Genomic DNA, 20,908 nt, shown 5'->3' on the forward strand with positions numbered 1-20,908 from the left:
CCGCCGAACAATTGGCTGACGCCAGTAGGCTTAAAGCCATTTTTGAGTCCAAGAAGAAATCTCTTGGGCTCTCTCAGGAGACGCTGGCTGAACAGATGGGTATGGGTCAGAGTGGCGTTGCACAACTGCTCAATGGGACCAACGCAATTAATGCAACTCATGCAGCTCAGTTCGCTAAAATTCTGGGTGTGAAAGTTGACGACTTCAGCCCATCGCTTGCAGCTGAAATATCAGCAATGTTTGAAGCTATCGCAAACGGAAAAAACCATTCTTCAGTTTATGAATACCCACTACTAACCGAAGTTCAGGCTGGTTCCTTCTGTCCTGTAAGCTCTTACACTGAGCGAGATGCAAAGGAATGGGTTTCCACTACAGTTAAAGCCAGTGATTCAGCTTTTTGGCTTGAAGTTTCTGGACATTCAATGACCGCACCACCTGGTGTAAAGCCAAGCTTTCCTGAGGGTATGCTAATCCTCATAGATCCAGAACAGGATGTTGAGGCAGGTGATTTTTGCGTTGCTGGTATTTTTAACGACTCAGAAGTGACATTTAAGAGATTCGTTCGTGAGGATGGAAGGCCGTGGCTTGAACCACTCAATCCTAGCCCACGATACCAAGCAATTGAATGTAATGAACATTGCAGGATAATAGGTAAGGTTGTTAAGGCCCAATGGCCTGAAAATATCTTCGAATAAGGAGCCAATCGGCTCCTTTTTTTTGCATCTTTTTTCACCTTAATAATCATGAAGTTAACACTTTTAGTGATAATTTTATCACTAGAGGTGTTGACCAATTAATCACTATTGGTGATACTCAATGTGCACCGCAGTGATACATTCTTAATTATAAGGAGACAGGTGTTTCAGTCAGTCACGGTAAGCATCTCGCAGGGTTCTTACCGGGACTGGAAGAGTTACCACTTGGAGACGGTTCTTTTAAATGTCCTGGACAGTGGCGCTTTGGTCGCGATAACAACCACTCCAGTTGATCCTGGGAGTTATCAGGTCAGTGAGATGCCAGCACTCTCGACGGCAGTGACAGCCGGAAGTAGACGGCGAAGCCCAGACGATATCTGTGTGGCTTTAAAAACAGATGGGAACCGGTGGAATCCCGGTGCACAACGAAAAGAGCGCTGGCATGCAAAAAATATCTCGCAGCCGTAGCAGCACCAAAAGCCAGGATGGAACGGCAGAAACGCGGTAGTGCTCTTTTCGTTGTGGTGAATGACGGGGCTGACCGTCAAACGGTTGAGAAAAGATAAGCAGGCGAAACGTTCTAAGCGAGCATACGGACTGATCGAACGCGGATGGAACGGGCGGTTACGATATTGAAACACCGAGCCACTGAGCTGGAGATCAGCGCCAGCCACCACACACCAAATCACGTAGCCAGCGTGGTACCAGGAAGTAAGAAAGCTGTGTGGAGTCTTGGCGGTACCAGTACCAACCTTTGAAGTCCCTGGTACCGCCCTTTTTACTCAACTGAAAGCGCGTTCTGTCCCTTGTCATTAAGTGCCAGTTCGTTAAATCCAAAACCAGCGGAACGCGCTTTCATTTGAGTGGAGAAATTAAGCACCGGTATTGCAGTACCGGTTATGGCGATCAGCCTCAAGCATCCACTGGGTGCTTGGTGATGGTAATAACGCCATCTCAACCTTACAGGAGACGTTGAGACTGTTCTGGTTGAATTGGAGAGATATTCTTAGCCCGCTTCGCGGCGGGCACTTTTTCTGGAGGTTGTATGTCTGCGAATGATCTGGCGGTAAAGTACGGTACTTACCAGCCCGAAAATTTACTGATTATTCTCCCACTGGACGAAGCATCAGACATCATTCGAGAGCGTCTTCGCGCCGAGGTAAGGCGTGAGCTGGAATCTGAATATGAAGATCGTATTTCAGACGCAGAAGAAGATGCTTCCGAATGGGAATCGAAATCTGATAGTTACGAATGTGATGCCACCTGCTTCGCCAGAGCAGTTGAAAAGGCTTTACTGGCACCATCATTCGAAGAGGCCAAAATTATTCTCGAACGAGTTAGATCAGATAACAGGGAATATTTTTAACTAATTATTAATTAACGAATTAGGCAGCATTCATAGTGCCGGGATTCGTGCAACCAAAATTCAGCGCCGTGCAGGGCGCATATAACACGGAGAAACTAACCATGACGACCACACAGAACGTCACTGAGCTACAACCACGTATGACCAGAGAGCAACTGATCGATGCGGCCCGTAAAGCGGCCCCTCTCCTTCCAACTGCTTCCCAGTGGCTGATGAATGAACTGGCTAACCGCTACGATGTTCAGGGTGTCGCACTGTGCGAATCAATGGAACAGCGTAAGTCGCTGGCTATTGAGAACACCGTTTTGCGCGACGATGTTAACTGCTGGGCCAAAGAGTGCGACCGCATCGTTGAACGTCATACCAAATCGCCGACCAATATGCACATGCTGGAGGCGCAGAGAGAATTACGCGAGTTAACTCCAGTTACCGATCAGGTTATTCGCGATATCCAGGCCACTGGCGTGGAAAAGTACGCAAACGTCACTATTGCTATAGGCAAAGAAGAGCAAGAAGAAAGCATTGTTTACGCTGGTAATCAGGCTCTGTTATTCGCTAACCAACTTCGTGAAGGTACTGCGTAATGGCCGCCAACTCATTCAAACAGATGTCCCGTGACGGGACCATCAAGCGCACCGATACCGGGATGTTTATCAGCCTTGAACATATCCACGTGCGTGAAGGATTCAACAAGCGTGAAGACGACGAACGCACCCGCCAGGCTGATGATGACCTATTTAACTATCTGATGAACGGTGGCACCGTTCCTCCACTGGAGGTTATCGCACGTGATGAAGGCGGTGTGTGGGTTGTTGAAGGCCATCGCCGCCGTCGCTGCTACGCACGTTGTGCTGAAGCTGGTAAGCCAGTAGACCGCATTCATATCATGCCGTTCAACGGTAACGATGTGCAGCGTCTGGCTCGCATCATGACCAGTAATAACCAACTCCCACTTTCCGATATTGAACAGGCTGCTGTTATTCAGGAGCTTCATAACGCTTTCAACCAGACCACCAGCGAGATTGCAAAGCTGGTCAATAAGTCTGTAGCGACCGTTGAGAAGTTGCTCACTCTGAGTACCGCCAATTATGACGTTCAGCAGGAAGTTAAATCTGGTGCCGTATCTGTTGATGTTGCTGTTGACCGCGTTCGTGAGTTTGGCGAACAGGCTGGTGAGGTTCTCAAGCATGATAAAGCAGTAGCCGCAGCCCAGGGGAAAACAAAAGTTACGCGCAGTTCTATCGCTCCGGAACTCAACATTAAAAGCGCTCGCCGTTTCGTGGAGTTAATGTCCATGGCGACGATCAGCGATGAAGGCGTGTTCACTTTACAAGGTACGGCACTGGCTGAAGCTCTGGCGATCATCGACGAACACAAAACCATTGCTGAAGCTCGCGAAACATATCGCCTTTCACAGCCAATCCCTACGACAGAGATTATCGGGAAAGTGCTGTATGTGAAGCTGGACGGTAAGGAAATCGGCTCAGCAATAATTTATCGCGGTAAGAACGTCACCCTGGATTTAGGCGATAAAAAAATAATCGCCAGCCAGTCAAAAGCAGTGGCCCACTTCGTCAAGCAATACAAACTGCAGCAGGAAAATCATCATGACAACAACCAATAAACCAATGACCGGTGCACAACTGGATGAACTGATGGCAGTCGCCATGCGCATGCAGTCTGACAGTGAAAAGATGGGTGAACGTTCTGTTTCCATGTTTGCCTATGCGGTTCAGATTGCTGTATTAGAAATTCGCGAAACACGTTGTAAGTACGAAGAACTGCAATTACAAAACGCAGACATTGCAGTACAGCTCGCTAACGCCGAGAGCAAGTGCAGGGAGCTGGCGGCGGAGAATGCGGGGGCAAAAAAAATCATCAGCGAGTGTAGAGAGTATTTCATTGCTGGCGTGATGAATCGCATCCGACCAACCAACGAAGGGTATCTGCATATGATTTGCGACACCTTTGAAGACGAAACCCCAGCGACGGACGCTTTCCTGGCTGAAGTGCGGGCCAGCGCTATTCCTGAAGGTTACGTGCTTGTACCTCAACAAATTTTCCTTGAGCCATCCGACATTGAGTCTATTTGCTCGCAATGCGGTGACGGCAATGAATCTGGGTACGGTGATTTTACTGACGGGTTGCTATGGGTTGGTAGCATTCAACGTGACGACGGCAGTATTGCCCATGGTCTGCATATTTCGTCAGCAGATTATTCAGAGGAAGGCGGTATCACTATTTGTGAGTTCGCCGCCCAACTTCGCAAGGAGTCAGTCCAATGACAGCACTCAACAAACCGGCATACCGCGCTGATGGTGGTGATATTGGCACTGGCCGCCTCAAAGAGATAGCTGACAACGCCTATGGCGATGAAGAAAAGCGCTGGCTGGCGCAGCGTGTGCTGGCGCTGCTTGATGAGATGGAAGCCGCAGAAAGGGAACGAGACAACTGGCGCAACAGTTTTGATAACGAGCGTTTTCGTGCTGATAAGTTGGCAGAGGCATTCAAAACAGAACATGAACAATTAGTAATGGCTAATAGGGCGCTTATCACGCAGCACGTGAGGGCTAACGGGGCAGAGAATCGCATGGCAGAACTGGAGGCAAAGTTAGCTAATCCCGTTTCGCTGCCAAAAACAAACGGCTACTGGAATGAGCAAGAAAAAGCATATGAAGAGGCTATTACTCTCGCCAGGCGGCAGATTCGCCTAGCAGGATTCCGGTGTGAGGGGGATGAATAGATGGCTAAGCGAGCAAAAATCGAAAAGATTTTCGTTGTTGTTTCCCGTTCTGGAGGGATTGTTGGTTGCGGCATTGACGCCCCCAGCGCGTGCCGCGATGCCGTGGAAAATTCCGGCATCCACTCCAACTGGAAAGATATGGCACTTAGCGGTGGATATGGCGTTACCACGGCAACTGCAAACGTTACTTACGACAAAGATAAACTTGATGAGTGTTTCGCGTACTGGCGCGAAGCTGCTGCATTGGCGTGAAGGGTGGATGAGATGGCAGATATTAGCAATGGTCCAGTATCAACACTACCAGGCCATTTTGCCGGAGTGCCGGTGGGTACTAAATGCGATGAGCACCCTGATCGAGATGCAGTTCGTCGCGTTCAGGGGGAAACAGATTCGTTTGGTTGTGAATATCACGACATGTGCCAGGAATGCCACGATGAATACGTTCGTGAAACCAATAGCACCGACTATTCAGGTAAATGCAACTGGTGCGGTAAACACGCCGAACGCTTAATCCCTCACAGGGATATCGAAGAAGGGAGCCACGGTCGAGTCTATGAGGTGTGCAAACCCTGTATTGATGCCGAACGCCAGCGCTGGGAGGAAGAAGATGAAGAAAGATGGTGAAACCATGCTCTCATTAACCAAAGGCCAAAATAACCACCCGGCACACGGTCCTGTATCACTCGATCGCCTGCACCAGATAAGCGAAATACTCAGCAAAGCAGCAGCACAAAGCGACGGCGGTAATCTCGGCTACGCAATGGCTGATGCTGTGAAGGTGATTAATGAGGTGCTGGAATGCCGCAAGGCTGGCAAATTTCCAATAACCCAAGATGGTTATGTGATGGTCCCGAAGAAACTAACCGCTGAGAACGGCGCTAAGGGCGAGCTATCCGGTGAGTTTTCAGAAACGAAGTTTATAAACTGCCCGGAGTGTTTTGGTGATGATGAGTGCGAAACATGTGACGGTAGCGGAAGGCTTGAAATTACCGTTCCTGTCACCTGGACGACCATCAAAGCTATTTGGGCTAAAGGTGTCGAGCATTTCGAAGCAGCAACGCAGCAGGAGGTGAAGTCGTGTTCAAGGGAAAGCTAATCAGCAGTCAACGCTATCTTGATAAAGCAAAGGTCGCTGAACGCGCCATACGATTTAAGCGCTTCATTGTCTCTGTGTATCCCGTGATTTTGCGCGGTAAGCAATACACTATCCTTATGGACGGTCATCATAATTATGCTGCTGCGATGCTCGCAGGGGTTGATCCTGATTATCGTCCGATTGGTAAAAAAGTGATGAAAATAATTAATACCCTTAGCGAACAAGAACGGGAGGCATTTTTCATAAACAACGTGACCGATTCCGATTATTACTTCGTGGAGAATGGTCAGGTAGTTAAAGAATTATTACTTCCAGATACATCATGCCGTTTTCAAGCACATGCAAATAATCAGTGGATATTCGGCGGTTAAATATGTCCAGCAAACTTAAACAGCGGCGATTGCGCCGCCTTAGATCGGATGTGGCATGGTGGAAATCTGAAGCTGAATACTGTAAGGCGAGAGTGTTCGAACAGGAAAACGAAATTGCTGAACTCAGAAGCATAGTTATTCGTGTGCCAATGCCAGTAATGGTACCAGTAGAGATAGTTAATCAACTTAATGGGAAGGGTTCGAAAGAATATCCATTATGTCGCAATTGCAACGATGGAACCCGTCACGGATGTTCATCGTGTGCTTACAGAATGAAGTAACCGGGTGCAGCCGGTTTAAGTGGAGAACTATCTATGAGCGGACAAATCCAACGTTTTCTTACTCCAGATGACCTCTATCAATTAACTGGTTATCGTCGCCCTTCCCTACAATGCAAAGCTCTCAGGGAGAGTGGTGTATTTTTTATCCCACGTAAGGACGGCAGGCCAGGAACAACATGGGATCATGTATCAAACCCGGTTGGCCTTAAGTTGATAGTGAGTAATCCAGAGGAAGAAGAACCAAACTTTAAGGATATGTAATGTCTAGAGCTCGCAAAAACCCCGATGATAACTGGATGCCTCCCCGCGTTCGTCGGGGAAAATCTGCTTATGAGTTTCGTACAACAGATGGTCGTACCATCAGGTTGTGCAATCCTGATTTAACAAAATCGCAGGTATGGGCAGCTTACGAAAACTTCATTAACGATTTAAAGGTTGGTACGAACTTCAACGCACTTTGTGAAGAGTTCTTTAATTCCGGAGATTTCCACGAGTTAGCAACTGAAACGCGAAAAGACTACAGAAAATACGGTTCAAAGGTAAATGTGGTCTTCGGGAAAATGAAGCCGGATAACATCAAGCCTGAGCATATCAGGAAGTATATGGATAAAAGGGGTGTTAAGAGCAGGGTTCAGGCGAACCGAGAGAAAGCGTTTATGTCGAGGGTGTTTAGGTGGGCATATGAGCGTGGCAAAGTGAAGATTAATCCATGCCACGGTGTGAAGCAATTTAAGGAACTGGCGCGCACCCGTTACGTCACGGACAAAGAATATGAAGCACTATTTAGCGTTTCGTCAGTACCGGTGAAGATTGCCATGGAATTAGCCTATTTATGCTGCGCACGTCAGGGTGACATTCTGGATCTTAAAAAGAGCCAGATACTTGATGAAGGTATTCTAATTCAGCAAAGCAAGACAGCGGTGAGCCAGATTAAGGCTTGGACTGTGCGCCTATCGAATGCGATCACACTGGCAGATTCCCTTCCGTTAAACAGCGGCATGGTGAGTCTGTACGTGCTCCACCAGCAGTCAGGTTCTCGTTACACCCGAGATGCATTTAATGCTCAGTGGATGAAAGCGAAAAAGTTAGCCGCTGAAAAATTTCCTGAGCTCGAATTTAACTTCACGTTCCATGATCTGAAAGCTAAGGGGATATCTGATCTGGAAGGAACGCTGCATGAGAAACAGGAAATATCAGGCCACAAAAATGCTTCGCAGACTGCAAGATATAACCGCAAAATATCTGTTGTTCCGGTCGTTGGGGGGCAGTAATGCCCTCTTTTTATGGCGAAGCTGAATGGCGAAACAATGGTGAACATGTAGCACAAAAACAAAAAAACCACCCGTAGGTGGTTTCACGACACTGCTTATTGCTTTGATTATTCTATTCTTTCCCATGGTACCCGGAGTGGGACTTGAACCCACACAGCGCGAACGCCGAGGGATTTTAAATCCCTTGTGTCTACCGATTCCACCATCCGGGCTCGGGAAGAAATTGGAGGCGCGTTCCGGAGTCGAACCGGACTAGACGGATTTGCAATCCGCTACATAACCGCTTTGCTAACGCGCCGAAATCTTCTGGCTTTTCAGCCGACACCCGCTATTGCCGATGCCTTTAATTTGGAGCGGGAAACGAGACTCGAACTCGCGACCCCGACCTTGGCAAGGTCGTGCTCTACCAACTGAGCTATTCCCGCATCACCAAGTAACTTTGTTAATCACTTGATTTTGTTATCGTCTGGCAATCAGTGCTGCCGTTCGATGCGTTGCATTCTACTTACCTGACGCAATGAGTCAACGATATTTTTCACCACTGACGATCGTTTGCTGAAATTTGCGCCGAAACGATCACTGTTCAAGCAAATCTCCCCATGCAGCGCTCAAATACTGGAACATTGACCACAAAGTCAGTACCGCGGCGACGAAGAAAAGTGCGATCCCGGCATACTCTACCCAGATATTTGGACGCCACAGCAGCCACGCCAGTGCGGCCATCTGCGAAGTCGTTTTCACTTTACCGATCCAGGACACTGCAACACTGCTGCGTTTGCCCAGCTCAGCCATCCATTCACGTAGCGCAGAGATGATAATTTCACGCGCGATCATCGTGGCGGCAGGAAGCGTCACCCACCAGCTGTGATAGTGCTCCGTCACCAGAACCATCGCGATAGCCACCAGCACTTTATCGGCAACGGGATCGAGGAAGGCGCCAAAACGCGTGCTTTGGTTCCAGCGACGCGCCAGATAGCCATCAAACCAGTCGGTGACCGCCGCGATACAGAAGATCAGCGCACAAACAAAGGGAGCCCAGGTGAATGGCAGATAAAACGCCAATACAAAGAATGGGATCAGGATGACGCGAAACAGCGTGAGCAACGTAGGGATATTAAATTGCATATGACGGATAACTATCTGTTGTCAGTGAAATTACCCCTATGTTGCTACAGAGGGCCTAATGTTTCAACGAGTAGAAGATCTTTTCTGCCAGAGCTTGCGAAATACCCGGCACTTTTGCAATTTCTTCAATACTTGCGTTACGAAGACCTTGCAAACCGCCCATATATTTCAACAACATCTGCCGACGCTTGGGCCCAACGCCTTCAATGGTCTCAAGCGTGCTGGTACTTTTCACCTTCGCACGTTTTTTCCGGTGTCCGCTGATCGCATGATCGTGAGATTCATCGCGGATATGCTGTATCACATGCAACGCAGGCGAATCCGGCGGCAGGCTAAAGCCCTCACCTTCCGGCTCAAAGAACAGTGTTTCCAGACCGGCTTTACGATCGGCCCCTTTCGCCACCCCCAGCAAGAGCGGGTGCTGTTTATCCCAGGGAACATCCAGCTCGGCAAAAACGGCTTTCGCCTGCCCCAACTGACCTTTACCGCCGTCGATCAATATAACGTCCGGAACCTTACTTTCTTCGATCGCCTTACCGTAACGCCGACGCAGAACCTGATTCATCGCCGCATAATCATCGCCCGGCGTAATGCCGGTGATGTTGTAACGACGATACTCTGCGCGCAGTGGGCCATTGGCATCAAAAACCACGCAGGAGGCGACCGTCTGCTCGCCCATAGTATGGCTGATGTCGAAGCACTCCATACGCTTCACCGCAGGTAACTTCAATACGGAGGCCAGCGCCGTCAGACGCTGTGTAATGGTCGACTGCTGAGAAAGCTTGGTGGTTAACGCCACCGCTGCGTTGGTACGTGCCAGCTTCAGATAACGCGCGCGATCTCCACGCGGTTTCGTCTGGACGTTAATCTTCCGCCCGGCCAGTTCAGACAATGAATCCGCCAGCAGGGTTTTATCGCTAAGATTAAAATCGAGCAGGATCTCGCCGGGTAAGGTACGCATCTGACTACCCTGCAAATAAAACTGCCCGACAAAGGTTTCAACCACCTCGCCGAGTTCTGTTCCACCTGGTACTTTCGGGAAATAGCTGCGGCTGCCCAACACTTTACCCTGACGAATGAACAGTACGTGCACACAAGCCATACCCGCGTCAAATGCCACGCCGATAACGTCCAGATCGTCTCCGGAATTCGAGACAAACTGTTTTTCAGTGACGCGTCGTACCGCCTGAATTTGGTCACGAATACGTGCAGCCTCTTCAAATTCGAGATTTTGGCTGGCCTTTTCCATCCGGGCGATCAGTTGGGTCAATACCTGATCGTCTTTCCCGGACAAGAATAAACGCACGTACTCGACCTGCTGCGCATACTCTTCCTCACTCACCAGACCCGCCACACAGGGACCGAGGCAACGACCAATCTGATATTGCAGGCAAGGTCGCGAGCGATTGCGATACACGCTGTTTTCGCACTGACGGATGGGAAAAATTTTCTGCAGCAGCGCCAGCGTTTCACGTACGGCATAGCCGTTGGGGAACGGTCCAAAGTACTCGCCTTTGGCATGCTTAGCCCCACGATGCATCGCCAGACGTGGGTGAGTGTCGCCGCTGAGGAAAATAAAAGGATAGGATTTATCGTCGCGCAGCAATACGTTATAGCGCGGCTGATACAGCTTGATGTAGTTGTGTTCAAGCAATAACGCTTCGGTTTCGGTGTGTGTCACCGTGACATCAATCTGCTGGATTTGCGCGACCAACGCTTCGGTCTTACGCGACGCGAGATTGCTACGGAAGTAACTGGAAAGCCTTTTTTTCAGGTCTTTCGCTTTCCCGACATAGATAACCGTCCCGGCGGTATCATACATACGATAAACGCCGGGCTGACTGGTTACGGTTTTCAGGAACGCTTTGGCATCAAACTGATCGGTCACTGGCTTGTTAATGTCTCCGCATTACACAGGCCATGGCGAATTGCCAGGTGAGTCAACTCGACGTCGCCGTGAATGTTTAATTTACTGAACATTCGATAGCGATAGCTGTTCACCGTTTTAGGACTAAGATTCAGTTGTTCTGAAATCTCATTGACCTTCTGACCTTTGGTGATCATCAGCATAATCTGCAACTCGCGTTCAGACAAACTGGCAAACGGGGTTTCCGTTTTCTCAGGTTCAATCTGGCTGAGCGCCATTTGCTGAGCGATATCGGAGGCAATATAACGTTGCCCGGAATAAACCGAACGAATCGCACTCACTACTTCCTGGGGGGCGGCTCCTTTGCTGAGATACCCTGCGGCACCTGCCTGCATAACTTTTGCAGGTAACGGGTTTTCGGTATGTACCGTCAGCATAATCACTTTAATGTCTGCCGTTGAACGCGCAATTTTGCGGGTTGCTTCGAGACCGCCAATACCGGGCATATTCATATCCATCAGCACAACGTCCACGGAATTTGAGCGGCACCATTTCACCGCATCTTCACCGCAGCACGCTTCGCCGACAACTTTTATGCCTTTTATATCTTCCAGAATGCGTCGTATCCCTGCGCGCACCAGTTCGTGGTCATCAACAAGAAAAACGTTGATCAAAGGAATATCTCCAGAATAGGGATAACGCTACCGATAGTTAATCGGTCCTATGTTAACGGGTTTTATCTCAACTTTGAAATGTAAAAAACGTCCGACTTTCGATTTTGCTCTCGTTTTTGGAAATTAGATTGTACGACGTGTGGAAACTTCCAGGCCTGACAGGCTACTGCCACGGTTATATCTGCATAGCTGTTTCAGAATAGTGACAAAAAATTCATATTCCTGCGTTGAATGCAAACCAGGCAGCCAAAGTTGTAACAATAATTAACGAGTAAAATACTCGAAATAAACAACAAGTGGAGAAAATATATGCACTGCAACATGTTGTTTATTTTAATGTCCATCTCTTTCACTTGCACAAAAAACAACCACTGATATTTTTAGCCTCTCTTATGGTATACTCCGCCGCCTTAAGATTTGACATCGCACTTTTTCATTGAAACATAACGAGGAAAATAAATGAGTACGCCTGACTTTTCCACTGCTGAGAATAACCAGGAACTGGCCAATGAAGTCACCTGCCTGAAATCCCTGTTAACACTGATGCTGCAGGCAATGGGTCAAGCCGATGCTGGACGCGTGATTCTTAAAATGGAAAAACAGATCGCGCTGATTGAAGATCAATCACAGGCTGCGGTATTTTCCAGCACTGTTAAGCAAATTAAACAGGCCTACCGCCAGTAATAAGAAACCGGCTGAGAGCATCGCTATCAGCCGGTTTTGCGTCTGACACTCAGAACGATAATTTATTCAGATAAGCCCGGTCGCAGCGGCGTAACACGCTATCTGCGTTTTGTTTGGCGCATTGAATTTCTTTTGCATATTCTTCTGGTGAAAGTTGACGGTATTTTCAGAAATCGACAGTATTATCGCTATCTCCGAAGACGTTTTCCCCTCTGCGGTCCATTTCAATATTTCTTTTTCCCGCTTGCTAAAGCGCATCTCTGGCGCCATGACCATGTCATCTTCCAGTCGCGTCAGCACCGACAGACTTTCCCGCACCAGAAGCTGCATTCTGAGCTCCACTTCATCATTCGCAAAACGACTATTACGGATACTCGCTCGCGATACCGATAAAAATCCCAGCGCCCGATTCGGCAACAATAGGCATTGCGTCATCCCTTTGCGTAAACCGTGATGGCGTGCGGCGTCCCACAGGGGTTGCGCATCACGAAACAAGGTATCGTTCCAGGGTAAATGCCCCTGACTAAAGTTTTCAGGCTTCAGCACCGGATCAATGGCGAAATAATTCTCGGATTGATAATGCGCCACCCATGCTTCGGGGTAGGTCGTATGAAGTGACGTTTTAGGGCGGGTAAAGGGTACGGGATGACGAACACAGAGTGCGTAGAAATCGAACTCTAAATGCTGCGTCTGTTGTTGTAATTCATTATAGACATCCTCTGCCGTCGCCATTTCCTGAAAGCGTAACAGCATGCTCCGTCGCCAGGTGAAGAAATCATGATCCTGCATACTAAGTGGTAATGCCCCTGAGATTGATAATCATCCAAACATATGAAACAAGCTAACACATAAATGTATTTTATATATGCAAATTATCGGACAAATGAAGAATTACTTGAGCGTTACTCAACAGCCGGAGAAAGCAACAGAATCAAGCATTAATAATAAAGCAATATTTATAAATAGTTATGCGAGCAGCACTCACCATAAACAATGTCGGTGAGTGCTGCTTGAACTATTTACTGCATGAGGAATTTTTCGAGAAACTGACGGGTTCGCGGCTGTTGCGGATGCGTAAATAAAGATTTAGCCGGGCCCTGTTCCACTATTCGTCCTTGATCCATAAATATCGCCCGGTCGGCCACGTCGCGAGCAAAGCTCATTTCATGCGTCACAATCACCATGGTGCGTTTTTCCTGCGCCAACTGGCGAATGGTACTCAGCACCTCGCCAACCAGTTCAGGGTCAAGCGCTGAGGTAGGTTCATCGAATAAAATAACCTCTGGTCGCATTGCCAGCGCCCGGGCAATCGCCACACGCTGCTGCTGCCCACCGGACAAACGGCGCGGGTAGCTGGTTTCTTTTCCCGCCAGCCCGACTTTCGCCAGCAGTTCGCGCGCACGGGCTGTCGCTTCGGCTTTCGGTTCGCCTTTGACAATCACCGGGCCTTCAATAATGTTTTCCAGCACCGTACGATGGGGAAACAAATTAAAGTTCTGGAACACAAAGCCTACATGCTGGCGCAACTGGCGAATCAGTCCTTTCTGCTGAGTTAACGACCGCGCGGTATCAATGGTTATTTCCCCAACTTTAATGGTGCCCGCCTCCGGTTGCTCCAGCAAATTAATGCTCCGCAGCAGCGTGGTTTTGCCCGAACCGCTCGGCCCGATAATCGCCACAACTTCACCGGGTTTGACGTCGAGATCGATCCCATGCAGCACCGTTTGCCCATGGAATTTTTTGACCAGGTTTCTGACTTCGATAGCACTCATTTTGGATCTTTCTCCTGGCGGTTCAGTTGTTCTTCAAAATAGTTCTGCAGCGCAGAAAGCACCGTCGCCATTACCCAATAAATCAATGAAGCCGCCAGATACATAGTGAACACTTCCAGCGTACGCGAGGTAATCAGCTGCGCCTGACGGAACAGTTCCGGAACCTGAATAGTCGCGGCCAGCGATGTGTCTTTCACCAGGCTGATAAAACTGTTGCTCAGCGGCGGTAGCGCAACGCGTGCCGCCTGCGGCAGGATCGCCCGGCGCATGGTCTGCCAGCGCGTCATGCCAATACTGGCCCCCGCTTCCCACTGACCTTTGTCGATGGAGGAGATTGCCGCCCGCAGCGTTTCCGCCGCGTAGGCCGCCGTATTCAACGACAAACCAATCATCGCCGCCGGGATGGGATCCAGCTCAATACCAAACTGTGGCAGACCGTAATAGATCATGAACAGTTGGGCGATCAACGGCGTTCCGCGAAAGACCGAGATATAAAAGCGTGCCAGCCAACGTACAGGTAGCAGCGGCGACAGGCGCATCAGCGCCAGGATAAACCCCAGCACGAGGCCAAAAAACATCCCGCCGATACTCAGTTGCAGCGTAAAAACCGCACCTTTAAGCAGATACGGCAGGGAATCGATCACCAGTTGGATACTTTCTTGCATTAGCGTTGTTCTACCTGATTGTTACACGTGAGGATGGTAGGCAAACAATGCAGGCGCCCCACCGGTATGGATAAAGAGAATTGGCCCTTCATCTTTAAAGCGCTTCTGGCTGATGCCGTCAATCAGACCCGCCATAGCCTTGCCGGTATAGACCGGATCCAACAAGATGCCTTCCAGTCGTGCCAGCAGTTTTAGCGCTTCCATGCCCTCTTCGTTTGGCGTACCGTAGCCCGGCGCATAATAATCATCCCATAACAGGATATCCGCCGAGGCCGTCAGTTCCAGTTCACGGGCAATGTCCTGTTGCAGCGTAACAACTTTTGGCTTTTGATCGGCCACGCTGCGCGAGACAGTCACGCCAATCAGCTCAACGTGTGGCATCAGCTGCTCCAGACCAACGGCCAGTCCGGCATGCGTTCCCGCGCTGCCCGACGCCACGACCACGGAAGACAGCTCTACGGCCCCTTCACATTGTTGCGCAATTTCCAGCGCGCTTTCCACGTAGCCCAGCGCGCCCAGAGCATTGGAACCCCCAACAGGGATCACATACGGACGGAATCCTTGCGCTTCAATCCGCGTCGCCAGTTCCTGAAGCTGTGCATTCGGATCGGTCAGCGCATCGCACATTTCAATCTGGGTATTAAACAGATCCAGCAGCAGACGGTTGCCATTACTGAGATAGTTTTCCGCCGTGGTGCCAATCGGGTTTTCCAGCAGCGCCACGCAATGCAGACCAAGTTTAGCCGCTACCGCAGCCGTCTGGCGCACATGGTTAGACTGGATAGCGCCCGCGGTTATCAGCGTATCGGCACCTTCACGCAGCGCGTCTGCCGCCAGAAACTCCAGCTTACGCAGTTTATTGCCGCCCATGGCCATCGGCGTAACGTCATCGCGTTTGATGAAAATATCGCGCCCAAGGTAGTCGGAGAAGCGTGGAAGATATTCGAGCGGTGTTGGCGCGCCAATAAATTCCAGACGTGGAAAGCGCGTTAAGTTATGCAGCGGCATACAGCCTCCGGTATTCGTTGTTGTGATGTTCTTTTTATTATGCACGTTCAGGCGCAATGAAATAAAAAAAGGCGCTGTTAAAGGCGCCTTTTTTCATCGGATGACGATTATTTCGTCACATCCGCTCCAAACCATTTTTCAGACAGGGCTTTCAGCGTACCGTCTTTTTGCATGTCGGCAATGGCAGCATCAACCGCTTTCAGCAGATCTTCATTGCCTTTGCGCAGTGCCACACCGGATTCCTGGCGGGAGAACGCTTCACCGGTGACGGCCAGCGTATCTTTGGTTTTCTTCACCAGATCCAGCGCCGCCAGACGGTCAACCAGAATGGCATCGATACGGCCTACGCGCAGATCCTGATATTTGGTCGGGTCATCATCATAGGTACGAATATCCACGCCCTGCACGTTCTGGCGCAGCCACTCTTCATAGTTGGTGCCCAGACCAACACCGACTTTTTTACCTTTCAGATCGGCGGCGGTCTTGATAACGCCTTCATTGCCTTTCTTCACCAGCGCCTGGATACCAGAGACAGTGTACGGGGTAGAGAAATCGTATTTTTTCTTACGTTCGTCAGAGATGGTCACCTGGTTGATAACCACGTCAATACGTTTGGAATCAAGAGAAGCCAGCATGCCGTCCCATTTGGTCGGTTTCAGCGAGGCTTTCACGCCAAGGTGCTTTGCCAGCTCCTCAGCGAACTCCACTTCGAAGCCGGTCAACTTGCCGTCGTCACCCTGAAAACTAAACGGGGGATAGGTCCCTTCCAGGCCCACCAGCAGCGTACCGCGCTCTTTAACTTTATTTAACAGACCTTCATCTGCATAAGTCTTTACGCTCATTCCGGCGACAAGTGCAACAGCCATTACACCCATCAGAGCCTGACGTCCCAGAAGTGCTAATTTCATAGTTACCCCGAATATTGTCATTAGTGACTATCATTTATGACTACAGTGTAAAGCGTTTGCTGTGTTCCACAAACACGACTCTGTTACACCTTATTCGTTTTTAATATATATCAGAACTGGCTGTCCAGGAGGATTTCTGCATATGCCCCATATGCGTATGGGCTTTAAACTGCTCGTACTTACGCAATGCGATGCGGTAATTGTTGGTGCTGGTTTCCGGTAGCCACGGGGCTAGGTTTTCGTCGAGGAACCCTTCCTGCAGCAATTCGTGAGAGATATTTTGTTCGGTCAGATGATTGCCAAGGCGGCGCAGGCGGACCACGTATTCACGTACCGTGCCGTGGCTCATTTCGGTTTGCTCAAATAAAAATTGTTTAAAACCGATAATGTCAAAAAAATCGCTCTGCTCTTTGCAGTGCAAATCCCCACAAAAACGGCACAGCGCCACCCACTCTTTTTTCTCCTGCTCCCACTCCGCTTCATTCAGCAACGTGTCCAGGCGGGCGATGGCAATTTTATTCACAATTTGCCCGCGACGAACCAGCGTGATCCTGTCGAGCAGCTTCAGGCAATGGGCGCAATGCGTCTGGCTGTGTTTGAAATCTTTGAGGTAGCGGCTTAGAGGCCGTCTTTTTGATTGCTGCACCGTCATGAGAACTCCTGGTAGTCAATTCGTAATGCGGCATCAGGGGTAATGATTACCCCTATAGCTTACCCAGCTTGGTGCGTAGACGTTTGATGGCCTGACTGTGCAACTGGCTGACCCGTGATTCCCCGACTTCCAGTACCGCGCCGATCTCTTTCAGATTCAGCTCTTCCTGGTAGTACAGCGTTAACACCAGCTTTTCGCGCTCCGGCAACGCCTCGATCGCGTCCATCACGCGCTGGCGGAGGTTACCCTCAAGTAGCTGTTGTAACGGGTTTTCCTGCTGATGTTCTTCCGTCACCAGCTCAATACTATCGCCATGCTCTTCCCGCCACTCATCGTAGGAGAAGAGTTGGCTGTTATTGGTATCAAGCAACATCTGACGATACTCTTGCACAGGAATAGCCAGACGCTCCGCCACTTCGGTTTCCGTCGCGTTGCGCCCTAATTCCTGCTCCAGTTGTCCCATCGCCTGTGCCACTTCGCGAGCATTGCGCCGAACGCTACGCGGTACCCAATCCCGGCTACGTAGTTCGTCCAGCATCGCTCCACGAATACGCTGCACTGCGTAAGTGGTAAATGCCGTTCCTTGCAAAGCGTCATATCGGTCAACTGCATTCAATAACCCGATGCCGCCCGCTTGTAGCAGGTCATCCAGTTCTACGCTCGCCGGCAAACGCACCTGAAGGCGCAATGCTTCGTGACGCACCAACGGTACATAACGCTGCCACAGCGAGTGTTTATCCATTACACCTTCAGCGGTATACAGTGAATTCACGATAAACAGCCCTGCGTTAAATGAGTTATCGGCATGATTATCCGTTTCTGCAGGGGGTTCTATCGGAGGAATAAGGCTATAAAAGAAGGGTTATTTCACTTATGTAGCTGAGGGCGTTATTTCGGACCAGAAATAATCAAACATAAATCAAATGGTTAGCTTGCAAGGGATGCGTTTTCACGCATCCCTGCTTAAATTATGTCAAGAGATGTATCATCGACAGGTCATCACCTGTGCGTACGGTCTCGATGTGCTTATGGAAGTTTTCATGCACGGTCGGATTATGCTGACTTCTCGAATGGAAGCTGTAGACAATATTGATGGCGTCCTCCTTCTCGAGATATGTTCTTTCGTAGGCACTTGCGGCGATCAACATTTTGATAAAATAGTATTCTACGCTTATCATATATAACGTCCGAAGCGGGTCTACGTTCTTTTGATTGGGAAAGTTGTTTTCCCAAATTTTATACAAAATGAAATTTTTAAGATCGAATCCAGTCTTATCCTGCTCTTCGTAAATCCTCTGCCAGGTCGCCTCAAGTTTAGCAACCCCTTCACCCACAGAGTGATTTTCTTCCTGGGTCAATGTTCTCAAAAGACACTGGATATAATAGTTAAGTACGCCATTGGCGCGGCTTACCGGAAGACTGCGGAAATAATCCTGAAGCAAGAGCACTAAATTGACTTTAACATTGTTGTCAGCAGAAAACTTCGACAGTTCATCTCGCATTTCACCTGACTGCATCTGAGTCATAATCGCGTGATAAATTTGCTCAACTTCAGCCAGCGCCACATTATCAATCTGATTAAACTTCTTAACGCATAAAGTAAGTTTAATAAGCGCATATAGCCCCACATCCACATCACTCCCGGCCTGATCCACAAGGCTCAGACAAAAAAGATTAAGCAGTTTTTGCTGTTGAGGAAAGACTGGTGCAGTATAAGCATTAGGCACAATTTTACTGCTCTCATTCAGAACCATCGCATTGGGATCGGTCAGGACTAAACTGGCGACTTCCGGACACGACAGATTTAATGCTTTTCTTACATCGTTTTTGTAGATACGCTCACTACGCGGGAATGTTTTACAAGTCGTACTTAACGCCTTGGCTCCCAATGTTTTTTGTACCTGACACAGACTCTCTTCAGTCAGATAAGGACAGTTTCCTGTGCTATCCGCAAGTTTAATCATCCCCCACTGCGCAATATCTTTTTTAAGCAGAATAATATTCTCTTTGGCAATGTTCTTGATGATCTCATTTTTACTGGAGACATATTTATTCACCGTTGCCTTATCCAGATGTATATTCCAGCCTTTACAGCAATGATCGCGACATTGCGTGCCGGTGCACTGAAACGTAGTCACAAAATTGGGTTCAGTAACGGTAATTTCTTGCATTCTTCAGACTCCAGTATAGAAAAAAGGCAGCTTTCGCTGCCTTTATTGTCTCTGACGACTATGTAACCCAATCGGTGGATTAACGCAGTAAAGAGAGGACGTTTTGCGTGGTCTGGTTAGCCTGTGCCAGTACAGAAGTACCTGCCTGCTGCAGGATCTGCGCACGAGACATATTAGACACTTCGGTCGCGTAGTCGGAGTCTTCGATACGGCTACGAGCAGAAGACAGGTTGTTCACGGTGTTACCCAGGTTAGTAATTGCAGATTCAAAACGGTTCTGAACAGCACCTAATTGACTACGGAATCCGTCAACAGTTTTCAGGGCATCGTCGATTTTTGCAAGAGGATCAACAGAAATATCCAAAGCAGATGCAGTTGTGGCAAAAGAAAGCGCGCCAGTCGTTGCGTTAACTGTTGCTTTGAAGAAGGTTGTTTCACCAGTCGCACTATTGACTACTTGCTTAGCTAATGCCGTTTTACCATTTTCAGTATATTTGATAAGGGATTCACCATCAGCAAAACTAGCAGTAGACGCTGTAATATCCTTTTTAATGGAATCTACTTTAGTGGTTGCCCCTGTTGGAGTACTTTCGGCCGTGCTATCGAAAGTAACTTTACCTGCGTTATTATCAACTTTCGCTGCATAATATTTATTAGTTGCAGTATCTTTAGCAAAAATTGCACCGTTTGTGTCTTTATGTAATTCTAAATCAGCAGTGATTGGTGTAGCAGCCTTTTTGTCATCGAAATTACCATCTACCAAGGTAATATCCATGCTAACGACAGCTTTATCTTTTACTGTTGAAGCAACTTTAGTTACATCTAACTTATCTAAGCCTAAACTTGCCTTGTCGATTTTTTTCAGATCAATAGTAATGGTTTCACCATCTTTTGCCCCAACCTGGATAGTCAACTGACCATCCTGGTTCAGAACTTTTTTACCGTTGAAGTCGGTCTGCTCAGATACTCGGTTGATTTCTGCCAGGCGCTGGTTAATCTCATCCTGAATAGAGGACAAGTCAGATTCTGAGTTAGAACCGTTAGCTGCCTGGACGGACAGTTCACGCACACGCTGCAGGTTGTTGTTGATTTCAGACAGCGCGCCTTCAGTGGTCTGTGCAACGGAGATACCATCGTTAGCGTTACGGGACGCCTGAGTCAGGCCTTTGATGTTAGAGGTGAAACGGTTAGCAATCGCCTGACCAGCAGCATCGTCTTTCGCGCTGTTGATACGCAGACCAGAGGACAGACGCTCGATAGCGGAGCCCAGAGCGGACTGAGATTTGTTCAGGTTGTTTTGGGTCAACAGCGACAGGCTGTTTGTATTGATGACTTGTGCCATGATCTTTTCCTTATCAATTACAACTCGATGTTATTGGGCTGTTGCCCACGGTTTCTCACCGTAACCCTTGTATCGGCACCTTAAATTCGAACTTTAGAAAATTTTTTATTTTCGCCATTTTTTTCTTAGCCTGTGAAATACCCTCTTTATGCACCACTATTCCGCGCATTATTTTGACAAAACTATCATTAAACTTTGCGCGCAGATTGCCGATAAC

Annotated in this window: 26 protein-coding genes and 3 tRNA genes; 14 read left to right on the forward strand and 15 right to left on the reverse strand. The window is 48.7% G+C overall.

What is annotated here, in order from left to right:
• The 12 genes from ACVXHP_RS06975 to ACVXHP_RS07030 all read left to right on the forward strand — a co-directional run.
• The coding region (locus tag ACVXHP_RS06975) for a LexA family protein (RefSeq protein WP_447571151.1) at positions 1-695 on the forward strand (695 nt) is incomplete at its 5' end.
• A 1,045-nt stretch (positions 696-1,740) separates the two neighbouring features.
• Complete coding sequence (locus tag ACVXHP_RS06980) at positions 1,741-2,061, forward strand: hypothetical protein (protein WP_047416128.1); 321 nt, start codon at positions 1,741-1,743, stop codon at positions 2,059-2,061.
• Positions 2,062-2,162: 101 nt separating this feature from the next.
• Positions 2,163-2,645, forward strand: a complete 483-nt coding sequence (locus ACVXHP_RS06985) for a hypothetical protein (protein WP_235426165.1) — start codon at positions 2,163-2,165, stop codon at positions 2,643-2,645.
• A complete protein-coding gene (locus ACVXHP_RS06990) occupies positions 2,645-3,685 on the forward strand; it encodes a chromosome partitioning protein ParB (RefSeq protein ID WP_447571152.1) in 1,041 nt (346 codons plus the stop codon). Before ACVXHP_RS06985 ends, ACVXHP_RS06990 begins: the two co-directional genes overlap by 1 nt.
• Positions 3,669-4,346 (forward strand): hypothetical protein, encoded by a 678-nt coding sequence (locus tag ACVXHP_RS06995; protein ID WP_447571153.1) that lies wholly within the window; start codon positions 3,669-3,671, stop codon positions 4,344-4,346. The genes ACVXHP_RS06990 and ACVXHP_RS06995 overlap by 17 nt, the downstream gene beginning before the upstream one ends.
• Positions 4,343-4,804, forward strand: a complete 462-nt coding sequence (locus ACVXHP_RS07000; protein WP_447571154.1) for a hypothetical protein — start codon at positions 4,343-4,345, stop codon at positions 4,802-4,804. Before ACVXHP_RS06995 ends, ACVXHP_RS07000 begins: the two co-directional genes overlap by 4 nt.
• The gene (locus tag ACVXHP_RS07005; protein WP_447571155.1) at positions 4,805-5,056 is read left to right on the forward strand and encodes a hypothetical protein; all 252 of its coding nucleotides are present in this window, start codon (positions 4,805-4,807) and stop codon (positions 5,054-5,056) included.
• Between the two features lie 72 nt (positions 5,057-5,128).
• Positions 5,129-5,428: a hypothetical protein gene (locus tag ACVXHP_RS07010; RefSeq protein WP_407129718.1), complete on the forward strand. Its 300-nt coding sequence runs from the start codon at positions 5,129-5,131 to the stop codon at positions 5,426-5,428.
• Positions 5,412-5,900 (forward strand): hypothetical protein, encoded by a 489-nt coding sequence (locus ACVXHP_RS07015; protein ID WP_447571156.1) that lies wholly within the window; start codon positions 5,412-5,414, stop codon positions 5,898-5,900. Before ACVXHP_RS07010 ends, ACVXHP_RS07015 begins: the two co-directional genes overlap by 17 nt.
• On the forward strand, positions 5,882-6,271 hold the full coding sequence (locus ACVXHP_RS07020; protein ID WP_447571157.1) for a chromosome partitioning protein ParB: 390 nt from the start codon (positions 5,882-5,884) through the stop codon (positions 6,269-6,271). Before ACVXHP_RS07015 ends, ACVXHP_RS07020 begins: the two co-directional genes overlap by 19 nt.
• Positions 6,272-6,585: 314 nt before the next feature.
• The gene (locus tag ACVXHP_RS07025; RefSeq protein WP_072034363.1) at positions 6,586-6,813 is read left to right on the forward strand and encodes a DUF4224 domain-containing protein; all 228 of its coding nucleotides are present in this window, start codon (positions 6,586-6,588) and stop codon (positions 6,811-6,813) included.
• The gene (locus ACVXHP_RS07030) at positions 6,813-7,823 is read left to right on the forward strand and encodes a tyrosine-type recombinase/integrase (RefSeq protein ID WP_447571158.1); all 1,011 of its coding nucleotides are present in this window, start codon (positions 6,813-6,815) and stop codon (positions 7,821-7,823) included. Before ACVXHP_RS07025 ends, ACVXHP_RS07030 begins: the two co-directional genes overlap by 1 nt.
• Before the next feature lie 125 nt (positions 7,824-7,948).
• Here ACVXHP_RS07030 and ACVXHP_RS07035 read toward each other — a convergent pair.
• From ACVXHP_RS07035 to uvrY, 6 genes are all read right to left on the reverse strand, one after another.
• Positions 7,949-8,035, reverse strand: a tRNA-Leu gene (locus ACVXHP_RS07035).
• A gap of 12 nt (positions 8,036-8,047) precedes the next feature.
• Positions 8,048-8,121 (reverse strand) — tRNA-Cys (locus ACVXHP_RS07040).
• A 51-nt stretch (positions 8,122-8,172) separates the two neighbouring features.
• Positions 8,173-8,248, reverse strand: a tRNA-Gly gene (locus ACVXHP_RS07045).
• A 151-nt stretch (positions 8,249-8,399) separates the two neighbouring features.
• On the reverse strand, positions 8,400-8,948 hold the full coding sequence (gene pgsA / locus ACVXHP_RS07050; protein ID WP_038641531.1) for a CDP-diacylglycerol--glycerol-3-phosphate 3-phosphatidyltransferase: 549 nt from the start codon (positions 8,946-8,948) through the stop codon (positions 8,400-8,402).
• Between the two features lie 55 nt (positions 8,949-9,003).
• Positions 9,004-10,836, reverse strand: a complete 1,833-nt coding sequence (gene uvrC / locus ACVXHP_RS07055; RefSeq protein WP_200006066.1) for an excinuclease ABC subunit UvrC — start codon at positions 10,834-10,836, stop codon at positions 9,004-9,006.
• The gene (uvrY, locus tag ACVXHP_RS07060) at positions 10,833-11,489 is read right to left on the reverse strand and encodes a UvrY/SirA/GacA family response regulator transcription factor (RefSeq protein WP_006684079.1); all 657 of its coding nucleotides are present in this window, start codon (positions 11,487-11,489) and stop codon (positions 10,833-10,835) included. The genes uvrC and uvrY overlap by 4 nt, the downstream gene beginning before the upstream one ends.
• A 296-nt stretch (positions 11,490-11,785) precedes the next feature.
• Between uvrY and ACVXHP_RS07065 the strand changes: the two genes are divergently transcribed.
• Both ACVXHP_RS07065 and ACVXHP_RS07070 read left to right on the forward strand, forming a co-directional pair.
• The gene (locus ACVXHP_RS07065) at positions 11,786-11,929 is read left to right on the forward strand and encodes a hypothetical protein (protein ID WP_447571159.1); all 144 of its coding nucleotides are present in this window, start codon (positions 11,786-11,788) and stop codon (positions 11,927-11,929) included.
• Between the two features lie 19 nt (positions 11,930-11,948).
• Positions 11,949-12,173, forward strand: a complete 225-nt coding sequence (locus ACVXHP_RS07070; protein WP_200006065.1) for a DUF2594 family protein — start codon at positions 11,949-11,951, stop codon at positions 12,171-12,173.
• A 66-nt stretch (positions 12,174-12,239) separates the two neighbouring features.
• Here ACVXHP_RS07070 and sdiA read toward each other — a convergent pair whose 3' ends face one another.
• From sdiA to ACVXHP_RS07115, 9 genes are all read right to left on the reverse strand, one after another.
• Entirely contained in the window at positions 12,240-12,962 is a 723-nt protein-coding gene (sdiA, locus tag ACVXHP_RS07075) for a transcriptional regulator SdiA (protein ID WP_447571160.1), read from the reverse strand.
• 230 nt (positions 12,963-13,192) lie between these two features.
• Positions 13,193-13,945, reverse strand: coding sequence for an L-cystine ABC transporter ATP-binding protein TcyN (gene tcyN / locus ACVXHP_RS07080; RefSeq protein ID WP_279275808.1), 753 nt, complete (start codon positions 13,943-13,945; stop codon positions 13,193-13,195).
• The gene (tcyL, locus tag ACVXHP_RS07085; protein WP_200006062.1) at positions 13,942-14,610 is read right to left on the reverse strand and encodes a cystine ABC transporter permease; all 669 of its coding nucleotides are present in this window, start codon (positions 14,608-14,610) and stop codon (positions 13,942-13,944) included. The genes tcyN and tcyL overlap by 4 nt, the downstream gene beginning before the upstream one ends.
• Before the next feature lie 21 nt (positions 14,611-14,631).
• On the reverse strand, positions 14,632-15,618 hold the full coding sequence (gene dcyD / locus ACVXHP_RS07090; RefSeq protein WP_447571161.1) for a D-cysteine desulfhydrase: 987 nt from the start codon (positions 15,616-15,618) through the stop codon (positions 14,632-14,634).
• A 107-nt stretch (positions 15,619-15,725) separates the two neighbouring features.
• On the reverse strand, positions 15,726-16,526 hold the full coding sequence (gene tcyJ / locus ACVXHP_RS07095) for a cystine ABC transporter substrate-binding protein (RefSeq protein WP_304700031.1): 801 nt from the start codon (positions 16,524-16,526) through the stop codon (positions 15,726-15,728).
• A 100-nt stretch (positions 16,527-16,626) separates the two neighbouring features.
• Positions 16,627-17,178 (reverse strand): flagella biosynthesis regulatory protein FliZ, encoded by a 552-nt coding sequence (gene fliZ / locus ACVXHP_RS07100; RefSeq protein WP_061382623.1) that lies wholly within the window; start codon positions 17,176-17,178, stop codon positions 16,627-16,629.
• Positions 17,179-17,230: 52 nt separating this feature from the next.
• Positions 17,231-17,950: an RNA polymerase sigma factor FliA gene (gene fliA / locus ACVXHP_RS07105; protein ID WP_016153479.1), complete on the reverse strand. Its 720-nt coding sequence runs from the start codon at positions 17,948-17,950 to the stop codon at positions 17,231-17,233.
• Between the two features lie 196 nt (positions 17,951-18,146).
• Positions 18,147-19,349 (reverse strand): flagellin lysine-N-methylase, encoded by a 1,203-nt coding sequence (gene fliB / locus ACVXHP_RS07110; RefSeq protein ID WP_447571162.1) that lies wholly within the window; start codon positions 19,347-19,349, stop codon positions 18,147-18,149.
• Between the two features lie 79 nt (positions 19,350-19,428).
• Positions 19,429-20,691, reverse strand: a complete 1,263-nt coding sequence (locus ACVXHP_RS07115) for a FliC/FljB family flagellin (RefSeq protein WP_447571163.1) — start codon at positions 20,689-20,691, stop codon at positions 19,429-19,431.
• Between the last annotated feature and the right edge of the window lie 217 nt (positions 20,692-20,908).

The organism is Citrobacter freundii complex sp. 2025EL-00176 (assembly GCF_053309355.1).

Excerpts from the sequence above, each read along its gene's own strand:
- ACVXHP_RS06980 (WP_047416128.1), top strand. The coding sequence starts at position 1,741 with ATGTCTGCGAATGATCTGGCGGTAAAGTACGGTACTTACCAGCCCGAA.
- ACVXHP_RS06985 (WP_235426165.1), top strand. The coding sequence starts at position 2,163 with ATGACGACCACACAGAACGTCACTGAGCTACAACCACGTATGACCAGA.
- ACVXHP_RS06990 (WP_447571152.1), top strand. The coding sequence starts at position 2,645 with ATGGCCGCCAACTCATTCAAACAGATGTCCCGTGACGGGACCATCAAG.
- ACVXHP_RS06995 (WP_447571153.1), top strand. The coding sequence starts at position 3,669 with ATGACAACAACCAATAAACCAATGACCGGTGCACAACTGGATGAACTG.
- ACVXHP_RS07000 (WP_447571154.1), top strand. The coding sequence starts at position 4,343 with ATGACAGCACTCAACAAACCGGCATACCGCGCTGATGGTGGTGATATT.
- ACVXHP_RS07005 (WP_447571155.1), top strand. The coding sequence starts at position 4,805 with ATGGCTAAGCGAGCAAAAATCGAAAAGATTTTCGTTGTTGTTTCCCGT.
- ACVXHP_RS07015 (WP_447571156.1), top strand. The coding sequence starts at position 5,412 with ATGAAGAAAGATGGTGAAACCATGCTCTCATTAACCAAAGGCCAAAAT.
- ACVXHP_RS07025 (WP_072034363.1), top strand. The coding sequence starts at position 6,586 with ATGAGCGGACAAATCCAACGTTTTCTTACTCCAGATGACCTCTATCAA.
- ACVXHP_RS07030 (WP_447571158.1), top strand. The coding sequence starts at position 6,813 with ATGTCTAGAGCTCGCAAAAACCCCGATGATAACTGGATGCCTCCCCGC.
- pgsA (WP_038641531.1), bottom strand. The coding sequence starts at position 8,948 with ATGCAATTTAATATCCCTACGTTGCTCACGCTGTTTCGCGTCATCCTG.
- ACVXHP_RS07070 (WP_200006065.1), top strand. The coding sequence starts at position 11,949 with ATGAGTACGCCTGACTTTTCCACTGCTGAGAATAACCAGGAACTGGCC.
- sdiA (WP_447571160.1), bottom strand. The coding sequence starts at position 12,962 with ATGCAGGATCATGATTTCTTCACCTGGCGACGGAGCATGCTGTTACGC.
- tcyN (WP_279275808.1), bottom strand. The coding sequence starts at position 13,945 with ATGAGTGCTATCGAAGTCAGAAACCTGGTCAAAAAATTCCATGGGCAA.
- tcyL (WP_200006062.1), bottom strand. The coding sequence starts at position 14,610 with ATGCAAGAAAGTATCCAACTGGTGATCGATTCCCTGCCGTATCTGCTT.
- dcyD (WP_447571161.1), bottom strand. The coding sequence starts at position 15,618 with ATGCCGCTGCATAACTTAACGCGCTTTCCACGTCTGGAATTTATTGGC.
- tcyJ (WP_304700031.1), bottom strand. The coding sequence starts at position 16,526 with ATGAAATTAGCACTTCTGGGACGTCAGGCTCTGATGGGTGTAATGGCT.
- fliZ (WP_061382623.1), bottom strand. The coding sequence starts at position 17,178 with ATGACGGTGCAGCAATCAAAAAGACGGCCTCTAAGCCGCTACCTCAAA.
- fliB (WP_447571162.1), bottom strand. The coding sequence starts at position 19,349 with ATGCAAGAAATTACCGTTACTGAACCCAATTTTGTGACTACGTTTCAG.
- ACVXHP_RS07115 (WP_447571163.1), bottom strand. The coding sequence starts at position 20,691 with ATGGCACAAGTCATCAATACAAACAGCCTGTCGCTGTTGACCCAAAAC.